Consider the following 14,831-nt stretch of genomic DNA (forward strand, 5'->3'; position numbering starts at 1 on the left):
TGAAAAATTTTGTTAAGGTGGCGGGATCCAATCGCCCTGTAGACGAGGTGTGTGCTTGATTAGGGTCTTAGTGGTCGATGATCACGATCTGGTACGAACCGGTATTACACGCATGCTGGCCGACATCGACGGCTTGCAGGTGGTGGGTGAGGGGGATTCAGGGGAGGCGGCGCTGAAGCTGGCCCGGGAGCTGAAGCCGGACGTCGTCCTGATGGACGTGAAAATGCCGGGCATCGGTGGCCTGGAGGCTACCCGTAAACTGTTGCGCAGCCACCCCGACATCAAGGTGGTCGCGGTCACCGTGTGCGAGGAAGACCCATTCCCCACGCGCCTGCTGCAAGCCGGCGCGGCCGGTTACCTGACCAAGGGCGCCGGGCTCGACGAAATGGTCCAGGCCATTCGCCTGGCCTTTGCCGGCCAGCGCTACATCAGCCCGCAAATCGCCCAGCAATTGGCGCTGAAGTCGTTCCAGCCGCAAGGCTCGCCGTTTGACGCCTTGTCCGAGCGGGAAATCCAGATCGCCTTGATGATCGTCGGCTGCCAGAAGGTGCAGATCATCTCGGACAAGTTGTGCCTCTCGCCCAAGACCGTCAATACTTACCGTTATCGGATCTTTGAAAAACTCTCGGTCACCAGCGACGTCGAACTGACCTTGCTGGCCGTTCGCCACGGTATGGTTGACGCAAGCCTGTAAACCTCATGCCCCAAGCTTTTGATGCCAGCGCGTTCCTGGCGACCTGCAGCGGTCGCCCGGGCGTTTACCGTATGTTCGACGCCGAGGCGCGGCTGCTCTACGTGGGCAAGGCCAAAAACCTCAAGAAGCGTCTGGCCAGCTATTTCCGTAAAACCGGCCTGGCCCCCAAGACCGCCGCGCTGGTGGGCCGTATCGCCCAGGTCGAGACCACCATCACCGCCAACGAGACTGAGGCGCTGCTGCTGGAGCAGAACCTGATCAAGGAATGGCGGCCGCCGTACAACATCCTGTTGCGCGACGACAAGTCTTACCCTTATGTCTTCCTGTCTGACGGCGACTTCCCGCGCCTGGGCATCCACCGCGGTGCAAAAAAAGCCAAGGGCCGTTACTTCGGACCGTACCCCAGCGCCGGCGCCATTCGCGAAAGCCTTAGCCTGTTGCAAAAGGCCTTTTCGGTGCGCCAATGCGAGGACAGCTACTACGCCAACCGCACCCGGCCGTGTCTGCAGTACCAGATCAAACGCTGCAAAGGGCCGTGTGTCGGCCTGGTGGATAAAGACGAGTACGCCGACGATATCCGCCACTCGGTGATGTTCCTCGAAGGCCGCAGCCAACAGTTGGGCAACGAGCTCAATGCCGAAATGGAGAAGGCCGCCATGGCCCTCAATTTCGAGAAGGCCGCCGAACTGCGCGACCAGATCGCCCTGTTGCGCCGCGTGCAGGACCAGCAGTACATCGAAGGCGGTACCGGCGACGTCGACGTCATCGCGGCCTTCGTCAACCCCGGTGGCGCCTGCGTGCACCTGATCAGCGTGCGCGGCGGCCGGGTGCTGGGCAGCAAAAACTTCTTCCCGCAGGTGGGCATCGAGGAGGAGGTGGCTGAAGTCATGGCCGCGTTCCTGTCCCAGTACTACGTGGGCAACGCCGAGCGTGAACTGCCAGGCGAACTCATCGTCAACGTGGTGCACGAAGACTTCGAAGCCATCAGCGAAGCACTGCAGACCCTACGCGGCCGCGAGCTGACCATCACTCACCGGGTGCGCGGCACTCGGGCCCGCTGGCAGCAATTGGCCGTGACCAACGCCGAACAGGCCCTCAACGCCCGCCTGGCCAACCGCCAGCACATGGCCGCGCGCTTCGAGGCCCTGGCCCAGGTGTTGGGCCTGGACGAAGTGCCGCAGCGCCTGGAGTGCTACGACATCAGCCACTCCAGCGGCGAAGCCACCGTGGCCAGCTGCGTGGTGTTCGGCCCCGAAGGCCCGATCAAGTCCGACTACCGCCGCTTCAACATCGAAGGCGTCACCGCCGGTGACGACTACGCCGCCATGCACCAGGCCCTGACCCGCCGCTACGGGCGCATCAAGGACGGCGAGGGCAAGTTGCCCGACGTCTTGCTGGTAGACGGCGGCAAAGGCCAGTTGAACATGGCCCGCGACGTGATGCAGGAGCTGGCCTTCACCGACCTGACCCTGCTCGGCGTGGCCAAAGGCGTGACCCGCAAGGCCGGTTTCGAAACCCTGTACCTCAACGACGTGCACCACGAGTTCACCCTCAAGGGCGACTCACCGGCGCTGCACCTTATCCAGCAGATCCGCGACGAAGCCCACCGCTTCGCCATCACCGGCCACCGTGCCCGCCGCGGCAAGGCCCGTCGCGTGTCCAGCCTGGAAGACGTGGCCGGGGTCGGCCCCAAGCGCCGGCGCGACCTGCTGAAACACTTCGGTGGCCTGCAAGAGCTCAACCGCGCCAGTATCGATGAGATCGCCAAAGCCCCCGGCATCAGTAAAAAGCTTGCCGAGTCGATTTATGCCAGCCTGCATAGCGAGTAGAATGCCGGGCTCAACCCGCAGCCAGTCGTACCGATGAATATTCCAAACCTGCTCACCGTTCTACGCGTCCTGCTCATCCCGATCTTCATCCTGCTGTTCTATATGCCCTATCACTGGAGCTATATGGCCGCCAGCAGTGTGTTCGCCGTTGCCGCCGCCACCGACTGGCTGGACGGCTACCTGGCGCGTCGCCTGCAGCAGAGCACGCCGTTCGGTGCCTTCCTGGACCCAGTGGCAGACAAACTGATGGTCGCCGTGGCGCTGGTGCTGCTGGTGCAGGTACACGCCAACTTCTGGCTGACCTTGCCCGCAGCGGTGATCATCGGCCGCGAGATCGTCGTTTCGGCGCTGCGCGAGTGGATGGCCGAACTGGGGGCGAGGGCGCACGTGGCGGTGTCCAACCTCGGCAAGTGGAAGACCGCGGCACAGATGCTGGCGCTGGTCATTCTGCTGGGCAACCCACCTGCGGTGACGATGTGGGTGATTCTGGGTTACGGCCTGCTGCTGGTGGCGGCAGGGCTGACGCTGTGGTCGATGGCGCATTACCTGCTGGCCGCCTGGCCGCACTTGCGCGAAGGCTCGGAACAAAAATAAAACTTTTTTGAATCAAGGGGTTGACGCCGTTTTAGATATCGCTAGAATGGCACCCATCACGACGCGGGAATAGCTCAGTTGGTAGAGCACGACCTTGCCAAGGTCGGGGTCGCGAGTTCGAGTCTCGTTTCCCGCTCCAAATAAAGATCTACAGAGTTCCATGGAAGTCTGTAAGTCCTTGAAAATAGACGCTTCGGCGTCTTTTTTCGTTTCAGCGCAGTCTGCCTGAATCCACTAGCAGCCACGAAATTTAAGTACATTTTTAAGTACAGCGATTCCGGGTGGTTGGCGTAGCGGATTGATGGCTGAGCTGGGCCTTGGGCATCGATATACATCTCCTCGTCCTTACGAGACCGGGAGATGCACACATGCCATTGACCGATACCGCTGTCTGCCAGGCCAAGGCGACCGGCAAGAACTACACCCTCAAAGACACCGCTGGCCTTGCACTGTTCGTCGGTGCGAAGGGCGCTAAGCAGTGGCACTTCCGTTTCTATTGGTTGGGCAAGCAGGCCCGCATCTCGATGGGCGTCTATCCGGCCGTCAGCCTCAAGGAGGCCAGGGAGGCGCGGGACCGGGCGCGTTCATTCTCCAGTGCTTGGATGACAGCCGTGGCTTTGTCGTCTGTGACGTTGATCGATATCAGCGCCTGGTATAGAGCGAGTTCCAGTTTCATGAAAGGCCTCCAAAAATGAGAAAGGCCTTCCCTCGACGGGTGGGCCCGTCGAGGGTGTGATTACAGTGCTAATTTACAACCCGTAAACTCCGCTTCCTCGGCTGTTTTCACCTTGCCTGACCTTTCTCAAGACTTTTCATACAGACCCTAGTGTGTTGCGTCAAATTGTTACTGATATACGGTAGGCATGTTATAGGAAATCCCTGGCAGTTCATCCCACACTCCACTATCGAACTGTTTTATAGGGGAACGGTAAAAATGAGGCATGTCAAGCTTGGGGAGATGTAGCGTATATCTTGGCTCTGAAAGCGTAGCGTTGAAGAATTGGCTGAAATTACCTATAGGCTTTCTTAGTAGTTTCGCGAACTTGTACTGTTTGTAAAGTGCTTTACTGTCCGTGATCGTGGCAAAAAGCCGTTCTGTTGAGGCTTTGACAGAAACTCCGGAAATGGCGTTCAGTTTTCGAGCGAATGAAGTGCCGTTTACCTCTGAAGCCAAATTGCAGCTAATGAGGCGGATGCTTCCATATTTTTTCTTGAATAAATCATGCCATCCCGTGGCAGTAATGGATTTGTAGGGGGTTTGGGTGAGTTTGCGCAGTTCTTTTGGCGTGGCTTTCATTTTTTCTTTGAAATCATTGATCAGCATTTCGTAGAATTTTTTGGGTGATGTCCTTACCGCCACTGTTTCGCCGCCCCTACGTACATAGCGGCCTATGTGTGCCACGTTGTTTTTATCTATGTATCCATGGCCGATTACATTCAGCCTCGATACAAGAGCAGTATGATCGGGAATGACCGATGGGTTGAATGATGTTGCGCCCGTGAGGCGCTTCAAACTGGTTCTATAAGAAGCGTGTGTTTTTCTCAGCGAAGCCAATACGCGGTCTTCATAGTGGTGGAAATTTACGCTGAGTTGACGTTCAGCTTTTTGAATCCGGTCCAGTTGTGCATTGTGGGCCCTTTGCAGGGTGTCGTACTTGTTTTTAAGATCCGCTTGCAGGTCTGTCAGCAAGCGTTTCCAGTAGGCAAGGCTCGCTTCACCCTCGGGTATAGCACCTGCTTTAATTTTTGCTGCGTCAATGATCTCCGTTATGCCACTGAACTGCTTATTCTGATATATAGATTCAAGATCATCAAGGATGCGACTAATTTCATCGCCGTCTTTTGCTTTGGCAAGCGAGAATCCTACGTTGTTTTTTCCGCTGATGAGGTCGTCCAGTTCCGTCGAGGCGGATTGTGCTGAGCGATATTTTTTTTCGATTCCAGCACGAAAATCATTGTTCAGGTTCTTGACCGTACTCACTTCGTTTTCCAGCTCCGTGAGTTTGGCATTGGCGTTGCTCAGTGATTTCTCATAGCTGGTCTGTGGTGTGGTCGCTAACCCGTTTAGTTTGGCGTTGTTTATTTTATCGAGTTCACTCTCGATAAAGGGGGCCATCGATTTACGATTTTCGGTTACGGCATGCCGATATCCTATTGTATCGTCAAAAAGATGGATGCCCGGGAAGTCCTCCTCTACGGATATCACATGTCCGTTACTTCGGATTCCGCCGAGGTGCATATCCTTCGAGCCAAGGGCCGGAAATGCCATGTCGGGGGTGCCGTGCGGGTTAAGCAGGTATTGACTGCGCCGGCTTCGGCGCAGCAATGATGAAACACCATGCAACTTCACAGTACTGCGGATTCCGCGCAGGGCAGTCAGCGATTTTGAGCCCAGATTGGCCAGGCCGCTCCCCAGTTTTGTTGCTCCGACATGCGCTAGGTCAAGCAGGCCAGCAGCCATTGCCGCCCATCCCAGTTTCTCTGCCAGTTCAGGGTTGCTCTGTTGCACCGACACCTGCGCGATGGTCAAACCTGCATACGCCAGTGTCGATCCATACATCACTGCCCTCGCCACCCCAGCCATCTGCGAGCCTGCCGCCGGCGCACTGGCCAGTGCCATCATCACTTGCCCCACAGGTTCCAATATCCGCGACAACTCCGGGTTCGACTGCCTCAGTGCCATCCCCGTCGCCGTGACGGCGGCACCTGCTGCATAGACGATCAACAGGCCCGCGATCACCGGCGCACTGAGGGTGCCCGCCGAAGCTATGATCAACAGTGCGCCAAAAATCGTCAGGCCAGCGAACAACATCCAATCCCCGACGCCGGCAGCCTGGGGCGACGCCGTCTCCGTGCTGGGAGCCAGCGCGGCAAGAATGGTATCGAGCCTTGCCAGGCTGCCTGCCTGGGCCTGGCGGCTGAGCATGATGTGGCCACTGGGGTCCTCGAAGTTGACCGGATCGGCTTTCGGGCAGTAGGCACGGCTATTCGGACCGGCCGCACCCAGCGGACTCCAGTCGTCGGGCTGGCAGAACACTTTGTGCTGGGCGTCGTAGAAGCGGTAACCGTTGCCCAGATGGAACCCCCCCGTCACCCGATCCACCTGCTGGCGGTTGTAACCGACGCCCACCGATTGAGTGTTGAGAGTGGCCAGATGGGTTACGCCCCAGGGCGTGAACGTGACCGAATCGCGAACCCAAGCGCCATCCTTGAACTGGTATTCGTCACCCCCGCCGGTCTGCGGGTCGCCGAGCACGAACAGCCATTGATCGTCCAAGGCAACCGCAAGGCCTGCCTGGTCATCCAGCGTCAGGCGCTTGAGCACCTTGCCTGCACCATCCAGCCAGGTTTCCCCACTCAGGCCATTGGCACCATAGTTGAGGATGCGCCGCTGGTTGTTGACGACATCACACTGGGCGATCAGCCAGTCATGTTCGTCGTACTCGTAATAGGTCAGCGGCGTCGTGCCATTCTTGGCAGTCACTGACCTCAGGCGACCGCTGTCGGTGTAGGCTAGGGACTGTTCCCGCTCGTTGGTCGCCAGGTTGCCGTTGGCGTCGTACGTAAGGGAGACCGTGCGGATACTGGTCTTGCCGGCAACGGTCGCGGTAAAGGTGATCGCGGTACGCCGAGTTGAATGCATCGCATCGTCGTAGGCATAGTCGCGTACCAGCGTGTCGTTGTTGCTACGCGTGGTCGAGCATTGAGTCATGCTGCCCAGGTCGTCGTATCGGTAAGTCTCTTCCTTGATGGCATAGCCTTCGTCATCCTTGACCTGTTCGCCCTCCACTGCGTCCACCGTCCATTGCTGCAACTCATCGCTGGTGCCGGTCACGCTGGTGTAATAGACGAATGTCTCGGTTCTCGCCCGTGTACCGTCACGGTACAGCGTCTTGCTTAGCAACTGGCTGGCCGGTGACCAGGTTTGCTCGTAGCGCACCTTTTCCTGGCCGTTCAGCGCATAACTGCGCTTGGTCTCGCGGCCGAAGGCGTCGTAGTCGTACTGCACCTGCAAGCACTGGCCGGTGCGCATGTCCTGCACCGTCAGGCAGGCCAACTGCCCCAGTGCGGTGTATGTGTAATGGTATTCGAGTGGTCCCCGGCGCAACCGGCTGCGGTAGCCTTGGGCATTCTCCCAGGCCTGCAAGGGCAGGCCGTTGCTGTTCAATGTGCCGGTCAGGACACCGCGCAGGGAGGCCGAACCCTCATCGCGCTGCTGTTGCCCGTGCACTGTCTGTTTGAAGCGCCAGGTGCCCAGCAGCAGCGGCCGCAAGGTTTCGCTGGTGACCAGGCTTTGATGATCCCCCTGCACCGGGCGTTCGGCATGCATGGCCTGTGTGACGGGGCTCAACTTGAAGGTCACCAGGGGTGTCCTGCTCGCGGTGTTGCTGCCGCTTTGTGCATACCAGGACAGGCTGCCATCGTCGTTGCGTGCATGGTAAAGGCTGGTGCCATCTGGCTTCACGTAGCCGCCTGGTCGGGTTCGCAGTGTTTGGCGAGTATCGCTGCCCCTGACCAGCGTCGACACGGTGCCCTCCTTGAACGTGCGGCTGGCCAGTACCCGTTCCGGCGCATTCGCCGACTTCTTCACGCTCATGCGGGTCGGGGCGTCGTTCAAGCCTTCATAGGCCCAGGCAATGATCGATTTGTCCGGTTGGGTCAGCGTCTTTGGGCGCCCCAGGCCGTCGTAGGTGATATCCCAGGTTCTGGCTTGCTTCGCATAGCCGCGGATATCCTCGCTTACCTGGGTGCACTGGCCTTTCTGGTTGAGGGTCTGGGTGGTCGTGATGGCAGCACCGGCGGCAGGTTTCTCCAGGCCTTTCCAGACTTCGTGAGTCAGGGTGACCGATCCGTCCGGCAGGTTGCGCTGGGTGGATTGCTGCGTGGTCAGTGCGCCTTGCGAGATCAGCCCCAGGGTGGAGCGGGTGGTCAACGATACATTCTGGTTTGCGTCGGTAACCACCGGGTCATGCCCGTGGGCCTGCCAGAACCAGTCCTTGCTCTGCTCGGGCAGTGCTTTGACATTGTCGATGCGCAGGCCACCCGGCAAGTAGTCGAATATCACTTGGCCGGCCATTTGCCCATCGCTGTCCCAGGATGTTTCTTCCACCGCACAGTAGTTGCCGGCACTGTGGTCAGGCCCTGGCACGCGTTGCAGCTCACGGCGCACGATGCGTTGCTGGCCATCATAAAAGCACTGCTGGTGACGCCCTAGGGCGTCGCAACTCCTGACCAGCCTGCCCTTGCCATCTTGCGCGTAGTGGATGGATTGCAAGTGGGTGAGGTTTAGCGTATTCACCAAGCCGGTGGTAAAGGCACTTTCTTCGAACGCATAGGTGTCACTGCGTACGCCCCGGCCCAGGCTATCGTACCGATGGCAGGTAAACGCTATGGCCTTGCCCTCGTTGTCTTGCTGGGTTTCACGCAGCAGGCGGCCGGTGCGCGCCGACACGATCTGGCGTTGCAGGATGGCCGTTGCCGTCGAGTAGGGTGTGGTGCGCAGCAGTTCGTATGTGGCGGCTTGTTGGCCGGTGGTCACCACCTCGGTCACGGTCTGGGTGCTGCGAGCGTTGTCGTTCTGGTACCACTGGGTGGCGATGCGTTCGCAGCTGCGGATCGCGCCGGCCTGGTGCTGGTAGTTGGCCTGCACCAGGGCGACGGACAGCGCTGTCGGTTTGGCCAGCTTCACGTCCGTCAAGGCCAGGGTGTCGCTGTCGGCAAAGGCTTCGAAGCCTTCGAAGGTCAGCACGGTGTTGGGCAGCAGGGTGCCGTGCTCGTCGCGCTGGTTCAGGGCGTAGCCGAACAGGGTCAGTACCGGGGCCTGGCGGCTACCGTCGGGCAGCAGCAGGTACTGGTATTGCGCGCACAGTGGCAGCAGGCCTTTACCAGCCTCCGGGCGCTCGGTGCAGCTGAGCTGGGTGGCATCGGCCAGTGTCCTGCCGGTGCTGCCCAGCGTGGCGTTGGTACCGGTGGTGACTTTGGCCAGTGTCAGCCCTGCAACCAGCTTGCTGATATCCAGTGGATGGGCATCGGTTTCGTAGTACCAGAGCCGTGTGTGCAAGCCGTCGTCAGTGATGAACTGTATAGGTTCCAGGCCGCCTGGGCGGTAGCGGGTAAGCGCGGTTTCCGTGAGCGAAGTCGCTGGAAGGGTGGGCGATGGGCTGGAGGTGGTCTGATCCGTGCTGGTCATGGCTGCTGTTCCTCGGCAGTGGCGGCGACGCGGAGATCTTCGACGGTGATGTGCTGCTCTGTTTGCCGCGGCTGGCGCAGCGGCTCGGGCACGGCGTTGTCGGCCTGATAGACATGGCGCGTGATGCGCTGCTGCTCGCCGGGGACCTTCTCGATCAGGCGCGCAAGTTGGGTCGCACCGTCAGCGCTGTGAGACCACTCCCAGCGGGTGGATGGGATCTGTTCCAGGTCGCTGCCGACTGGCGCGTGTGCGTAGCGGGTGGCTGCGGTGATTCGCTCTTCACCTTCCCAGGCCCAGGCGTGGTGGGTATTCGGTTGTTGGCCACCAGGGACCAAGGTTTGCAGAACGACGCGAGGTAGCGAAGAGTAAGTCGGCCAGTCGTAGGCGACCAGTTCCCGTGAACCATCGTCCTCGGTAACGCCGCACAATATATTGTCGAGCACTGCCGTCGCCGAGTACTGGAAGTGCAGGCGCTGGTCGGGCTTGTCGGGCTGAGAGCCGCTGGATCGAGTCACACGCCTGAGCAGGCAGTCCTTGATGTCCAGGGTGATGCAGCAACGCTCCTCAGTCTCTGGCCAGAGGGTGAAAACGCTCTGTTGGCTACCCTTCAGCATCGGCTCGGCAGAGTGTTCGGCCTTGAGCAGCACGTTGACGCCGTCCTTTATGTCATTCAGGCGGGCATGGCCCTTCACGCCTTGCCAGGCCAGTTGCAGCGCTCGGCTGTCGGCCTTGAGTTGCAGGGGCACCAGGATCAAGGCATTGCGCTCGACATCGGCGAGTGTCAACGCCATTTCGGTTTTCAGTTTGTTCAGCTCTGTTCTATTCGCGGTGACCTGTTTGAGTTTTGCCCCGTCCTTAACTAACAAATCGGCGCCCCACGCGGTGTTGATAAAAGTCGCAACAACGGAAGAGAGATGTATACATCGGGTTTTTTCGTAGTCATCAATTTTTGAACCAGCCGCGAGACCCATGCCTCCGACAAGCGCAGTACCGAGAATGCTCCATATCGGCGTTGCATCTTTTGATGGGGTTTTCAGCGCGTCCAATGCTTCATCGATTTGCTCAATAATCGCATTGATCTTGCTTTTAAGGCGGCCTTTATATGCTTCGCCACTTTCCACGTTGTCATGAGTCTGGGGGAGGCCCAGTACTTCCTCGTGGCCGTTGAGGAGTTCGATCGTGAGAGTGCTCAGGTGATAGACCTTTCGGTTGCCACCTCTAGCGCTCAACTGTTCGGTAGTCCCTTGGCCTGCTTTGAGGGTATAGCCAAGGCGTACTATCGACTCGCCATTGATCAGGTCCTTGATGTCATCAATGCTGAGATTATGTACGGTGCCGTTGCTCAGTACCAGGCGCCGGTTTCGATTGTCGTAAGAAGAAAAACCGGAGAACGCGAAGCCATCGCCGAGGGCGCTTTCGTTGGCACGTAACGGCGAGTAGTTCAACGTCAGTGGGATCGCAGGCGTGTTGCCGGAGAGGCTGGAAAGCGTTGCAATTGTGTGATGGAAGTGGAACAGGCCTGTCTGGGGCGAGACGCCATGGGGCTGCGAGCCGCCAGAGGCAAAGAGCTCGGACGCTACGGTATTGGCCATATCGACACACAGTGTGTCCTGCGCAGGCAGTTCAAAAATCTCTTTCTTTGTGGTGCAGCTTTGAATTTTCTTCCAAAGAGAACGTGGCGATACGATGCCGATCAAGATGCCTGCTGTAGCGCTATCTTCATCGGGTTCAGAAGGGAAGTTTAAATCGAGTGTGAGTTCGCCGTCATCTTGGTTGCATGAGATCAGAGAAAAGCCTTTATCGATGGCTTGAGTGTCGAGTGCAATGCAGAGTTGCTCCCGTGGTGAGGAGGTGCGGATCTCGATAGTTGCGAAGTGGCTTTGGATTGTTGCTACATCTGAGAGGGTATTTTTGATGAATTTTCTGTTAAGAAAGGCATGCGTAAGAAGCTTAATGCACTGAAAACCAGCACGAAGGAAGCGCGCGTACCCTTCCATAATACAATAGATGGCATAAGAGGTATTATGAAGGGTGGGGTCGATAGCCATCAAGGGGGTGGGGTCATTAGGCATAAAGAAAGATCTACCTATTGAATCCTCTTTAAGGCAGCCTGACTCAAGTAGCATTTGTTTGTCGTTTGCGTCGAATTCCTTTGGGTATTGCGGGGTGAGTATATTGATTTGCATCGAATTGTTCTGGATTCTTTTTTCGAGGTAATCAGCGGCATGAATTCCTTTCTGATAGATTTTTAAGTATAAATAATATACGGGGTCTATGTGGTCTTCATATAATCCTATGTGGTCTTCATATAATCCTATGTAGTCTTCATATAATCCTATGTGGTCTTTATATAATCCTATGTGGTCTTCATGTGGTTGCAGTTTTTCTGTGTCGGCCTTGAGAATGTGATTGTTGTATTCCTGGATTGGTCCATTTGTAATGAGTTTATCGATGTGAAATGGCAAAGGAGGCGTGTCGTGGTTGTCAACCGCTATGGGCGCTGAAATTATTTTTCCCAGTGTTGTTTGTAAATGAAGAGCAGTTGCTTCGCACAATTTCCAATGGTTCAGCGAGGTGCCGGAAACATTGGATTCGATGCTGAGTCCAAGCCAAACAACCCCGTTTTGTTTCAAGTGCTCTTCAAGCGTTTTCGCCAGCTTGGCCCGCTTTGCTGCCTGATCGAGTGAAGACTCCATCGCCGACAAAGTAATGGATGAAGCGTGGCAGAGGTATCCTGTGCGCGTGTCGCGGCTCTCAATGAGCAACTGGATACTTGCGTCGTCAAGACAGGCGTCAAGCACGTCATCGATATCCGCGCCGGAGCGGCTTGACCAGACAGGTGATGCCAAGGGCTCGCTCATCCAGATGCGAAGTGGCACTGCTGCGCGTAGGCAACGCCATGTCGATGCAGGGGCCGTGCCGCCGCTGCTTGCCTGTTCCAGTTTGATGTAGGGTGCCAAGGGACTGCCAGCCAACTGGCTGGCCAACGCGCTCGGCCACTGGTCCTGCGCTTGTGTTGCAACACTTGGGCAGAACGTGAACGGCGATCCCGGCAGCGCTGCGCCCGTTACATGATCGTGTACCGCAATCACCACCTTGTTTTCCAAGGCCAGGCCCGAATTCACGGTGAATGATGCGTGCTCAAGCCAATTGACGGATTCAAGTTGTACAGAAAGGTCGGACAGTTGCGGTATCCAGAGCTGATTACCCTGCTCCGAGGGCGTGATGCTGATGCCATTGTCCTGGAGTTTGCCGGCCCTTAGCATCGCACTGTGCTGGTTGAGGAATTCGCACATCTGTTTGCTCCAGCTGCTGCGGGTGCTGTTCGCTTCGGGCTGGCAAAAATGAGATTCGTACAGGTGCTGGCTGGTCCTGTGGCGCACTTGTATGCAAACACGTTCTCCCAAAGGCGGCTCTGCCTCTGGAAGCCGGAGTGCACTGACCTGATTGGCCTTGAACGGTAGGTTGCTGAGCAGCTTGCAATGCGAATCAAATGCCCACAAACGATCGACCTGGCTTTTCTCGATGTTGTTGTAACCCGTGAAGGTTTGCGAGGTGGGGGCATCGGTGTTTTCGGTAAATTCGGCGTCGTCCGAGAGATGCCCGGCCTGGAGCAGCACGGACCCCTCGACCAGCGTGCGGTCGGCCTGGATCGCCTTGACCAATGCAGCCGGCCAGACCGCGCGGGCCTTGTTGGCTTCGGTCGCTTTCAGCGAGACGGTTTTCAGCACGCGCCCGTCGATGGGGTCGACGGCCCACACGTGAACGCTTTCGTCCAGCTGCAGGTCCCGGTCCGCCAGCACACGGCAGGGGCTTGCCCAAACACAATCACCTGTGCCCAACGCACTGCGCTCGAAGCCTGTCATGCAGGGCAGCTCGGCCAACGGTTCGTCCGTAAGCGCAGGGGGGATGTTGGGTAGCTCAAGCACATAATCAGGTGCGATGGCATGCACGAATGCCTGGTATCGGGTGGCTTCCAAGTCCACGAAGTCAGGCGCTGGGGTGTTGTTGCGGAGAAAAAAGAAGACGTAGCTCAAGTCATGGTATGGGAAATTACTTTCGTTGATTTTCTTTAAGATCCTGGGATTGGCAATTGCGATGTTCAAAGCGTCGGTGTCATCATCGCGGATGAGCGTTACCACGCATGGGTCTTCACCCTTTGAAACCTTGCCGACGTGAAAATCGGCATGAGTGTTACCATTCCTTCGTTCGAGCAGGAGTGGGTGAGGGATGGTATGAAGTTTATCGTGATAGCTGGCCTTCACCAGCCGCCAGCCTCTCTTGAAAAACTCGGAAAATTCGTTCGCTATTTCTTGCCTTTTTTCTTCAAAGGATTCGAGGCTTTTGACATCGCTCCAGCGGAAACGCTCGGAATCTTCATCTTCGGGCGTTCGCGTGAAGAAAACGTACACATCATTGTAACTCCGCCAGTAGCAGGCAGAGCCGTTGACAGTGATAGGGTCGCCTGAATTGAAATACCTGAATACATCTTCGCTGTAGATTTTTCGGGCGCTCATTTAAACCTCCGAGGTTTGAGGCCTCAACAAGGTGCTTGATCACCTTGATGAGCCGATGTAGGCAACAGGTGTGATTCAGTATTCATCTGGGTGAAAGGGGAGGCAACTGGCAAAAATGTCAGTTGCGAACAGGATGAGAGTCTCTTTTCCCGCTCCAAATTCGATCCTCAGGGCGTCGCTGGGATCACAAAGATGAGGCCTTAAGGTCTCTTTTTTTGTGCCTAGGATTTGGCGTTTGGGGCGCGCGCTGTGGGGTTTGTCCTGTGCTTGTAGATGCTGGCTTGCTCGGGCGCCGGACTGTGGCGGAGGGCCGTAACGCCGTCCCGGGGCACTACATGTGTGCATGGCCTCATGCCAAATCAGGATTTTTTCTGCCCACTGAAGCCGAGGGCGGGCTGCCCCTGTTCGCTCGGTCAAGCCAGGTTACCCTCGATAAAAACGACATCCAGCACTTCGTGCAACTGTCCGCTTTTAGGCTTTATCTGTGCGTACAGACTTTTATGATTTACGCATTTTTCCACTCCGTGATCCATGGATGATTGGTAAGGCTTGGCGAAATTTCGTTAATTATTTGAAGGAAATTGTCTTTTGCTGCGCTCAGTATTTTCAGTAACTCAGTAATATGGATTTTTTCGGTCTCAGGGTTGGGCTTCCAATTTGTATTGCTAGCGCAAAAGATTTGGTATATATCGCAGTCGTCTGATTGGGAGATTTTTAAATATCTCTCAATGCCTTGTTCGTAAAAGTCTATATTGGTAGGTTGCCTGTTTTTCAAAGCGCGTATTGCGTTGGGTAACTGCTCAAGGAATACGGCGAGGTCAGTGCTAGTGTCAACTGGCCAGCGATCTTGCCCGAATCCAGATACCTTAAAATCTACTTGGCCTTCGATAGAGTGACATATGTCAATTAGGATTGATCGAACGTCATCCTCTTCGGGGTCATATGATCGAGGGGTTAGTTGTTTTAAGTCAGAGGTTTTGATTAAAATTTCAATTTTCATTTTGGGG

The 14,831-nt window shown here is 56.8% G+C and carries 6 protein-coding genes, 1 tRNA gene and 1 pseudogene; 5 read left to right on the forward strand and 3 right to left on the reverse strand.

The features are described 5' to 3' along the window. Positions 1-55 precede the first annotated feature (55 nt). The 5 genes and pseudogenes from uvrY to OO306_RS05865 all read left to right on the forward strand — a co-directional run. Positions 56-694, forward strand: coding sequence for a UvrY/SirA/GacA family response regulator transcription factor (gene uvrY / locus OO306_RS05845; protein WP_027592794.1), 639 nt, complete (start codon positions 56-58; stop codon positions 692-694). A gap of 5 nt (positions 695-699) precedes the next feature. Next, the gene (uvrC, locus tag OO306_RS05850; protein ID WP_027592793.1) at positions 700-2,523 is read left to right on the forward strand and encodes an excinuclease ABC subunit UvrC; all 1,824 of its coding nucleotides are present in this window, start codon (positions 700-702) and stop codon (positions 2,521-2,523) included. A gap of 33 nt (positions 2,524-2,556) precedes the next feature. Then, positions 2,557-3,117: a CDP-diacylglycerol--glycerol-3-phosphate 3-phosphatidyltransferase gene (gene pgsA / locus OO306_RS05855; protein WP_027592792.1), complete on the forward strand. Its 561-nt coding sequence runs from the start codon at positions 2,557-2,559 to the stop codon at positions 3,115-3,117. A 63-nt stretch (positions 3,118-3,180) separates the two neighbouring features. Next, a tRNA-Gly gene (locus OO306_RS05860) sits at positions 3,181-3,256 on the forward strand. Positions 3,257-3,485: 229 nt separating this feature from the next. Further along, positions 3,486-3,704 (forward strand): annotated as a pseudogene (locus OO306_RS05865) (Arm DNA-binding domain-containing protein); the annotation flags it as partial. A 257-nt stretch (positions 3,705-3,961) separates the two neighbouring features. On the opposite strand, the gene OO306_RS05870 reads toward OO306_RS05865, so the two are convergent. The 3 genes from OO306_RS05870 to OO306_RS05880 form a co-directional block, all read right to left on the reverse strand. Continuing rightward, positions 3,962-9,307 carry an RHS repeat-associated core domain-containing protein gene (locus tag OO306_RS05870; RefSeq protein WP_265968016.1) on the reverse strand — a complete coding sequence of 1,782 codons (5,346 nt, stop codon included), beginning with the start codon at positions 9,305-9,307 and terminating at the stop codon, positions 3,962-3,964. Then, the gene (locus OO306_RS05875) at positions 9,304-13,824 is read right to left on the reverse strand and encodes a hypothetical protein (RefSeq protein WP_265968017.1); all 4,521 of its coding nucleotides are present in this window, start codon (positions 13,822-13,824) and stop codon (positions 9,304-9,306) included. The genes OO306_RS05870 and OO306_RS05875 overlap by 4 nt, the downstream gene beginning before the upstream one ends. Positions 13,825-14,329: 505 nt before the next feature. Beyond that, a complete protein-coding gene (locus OO306_RS05880) occupies positions 14,330-14,824 on the reverse strand; it encodes a hypothetical protein (protein ID WP_265968018.1) in 495 nt (164 codons plus the stop codon). Between the last annotated feature and the right edge of the window lie 7 nt (positions 14,825-14,831).

Source organism: Pseudomonas sp. DCB_AW (assembly GCF_026240895.1).
GTDB lineage: Bacteria > Pseudomonadota > Gammaproteobacteria > Pseudomonadales > Pseudomonadaceae > Aquipseudomonas > Aquipseudomonas kermanshahensis.

Bases quoted from the DNA above. Each gene is read 5' to 3' on its own strand.
- uvrC (WP_027592793.1), top strand. From the start codon at position 700: ATGCCCCAAGCTTTTGATGCCAGCGCGTTCCTGGCGACCTGCAGCGGT.
- OO306_RS05875 (WP_265968017.1), bottom strand. From the start codon at position 13,824: ATGAGCGCCCGAAAAATCTACAGCGAAGATGTATTCAGGTATTTCAAT.
- pgsA (WP_027592792.1), top strand. From the start codon at position 2,557: ATGAATATTCCAAACCTGCTCACCGTTCTACGCGTCCTGCTCATCCCG.
- OO306_RS05880 (WP_265968018.1), bottom strand. From the start codon at position 14,824: ATGAAAATTGAAATTTTAATCAAAACCTCTGACTTAAAACAACTAACC.
- OO306_RS05870 (WP_265968016.1), bottom strand. From the start codon at position 9,307: ATGACCAGCACGGATCAGACCACCTCCAGCCCATCGCCCACCCTTCCA.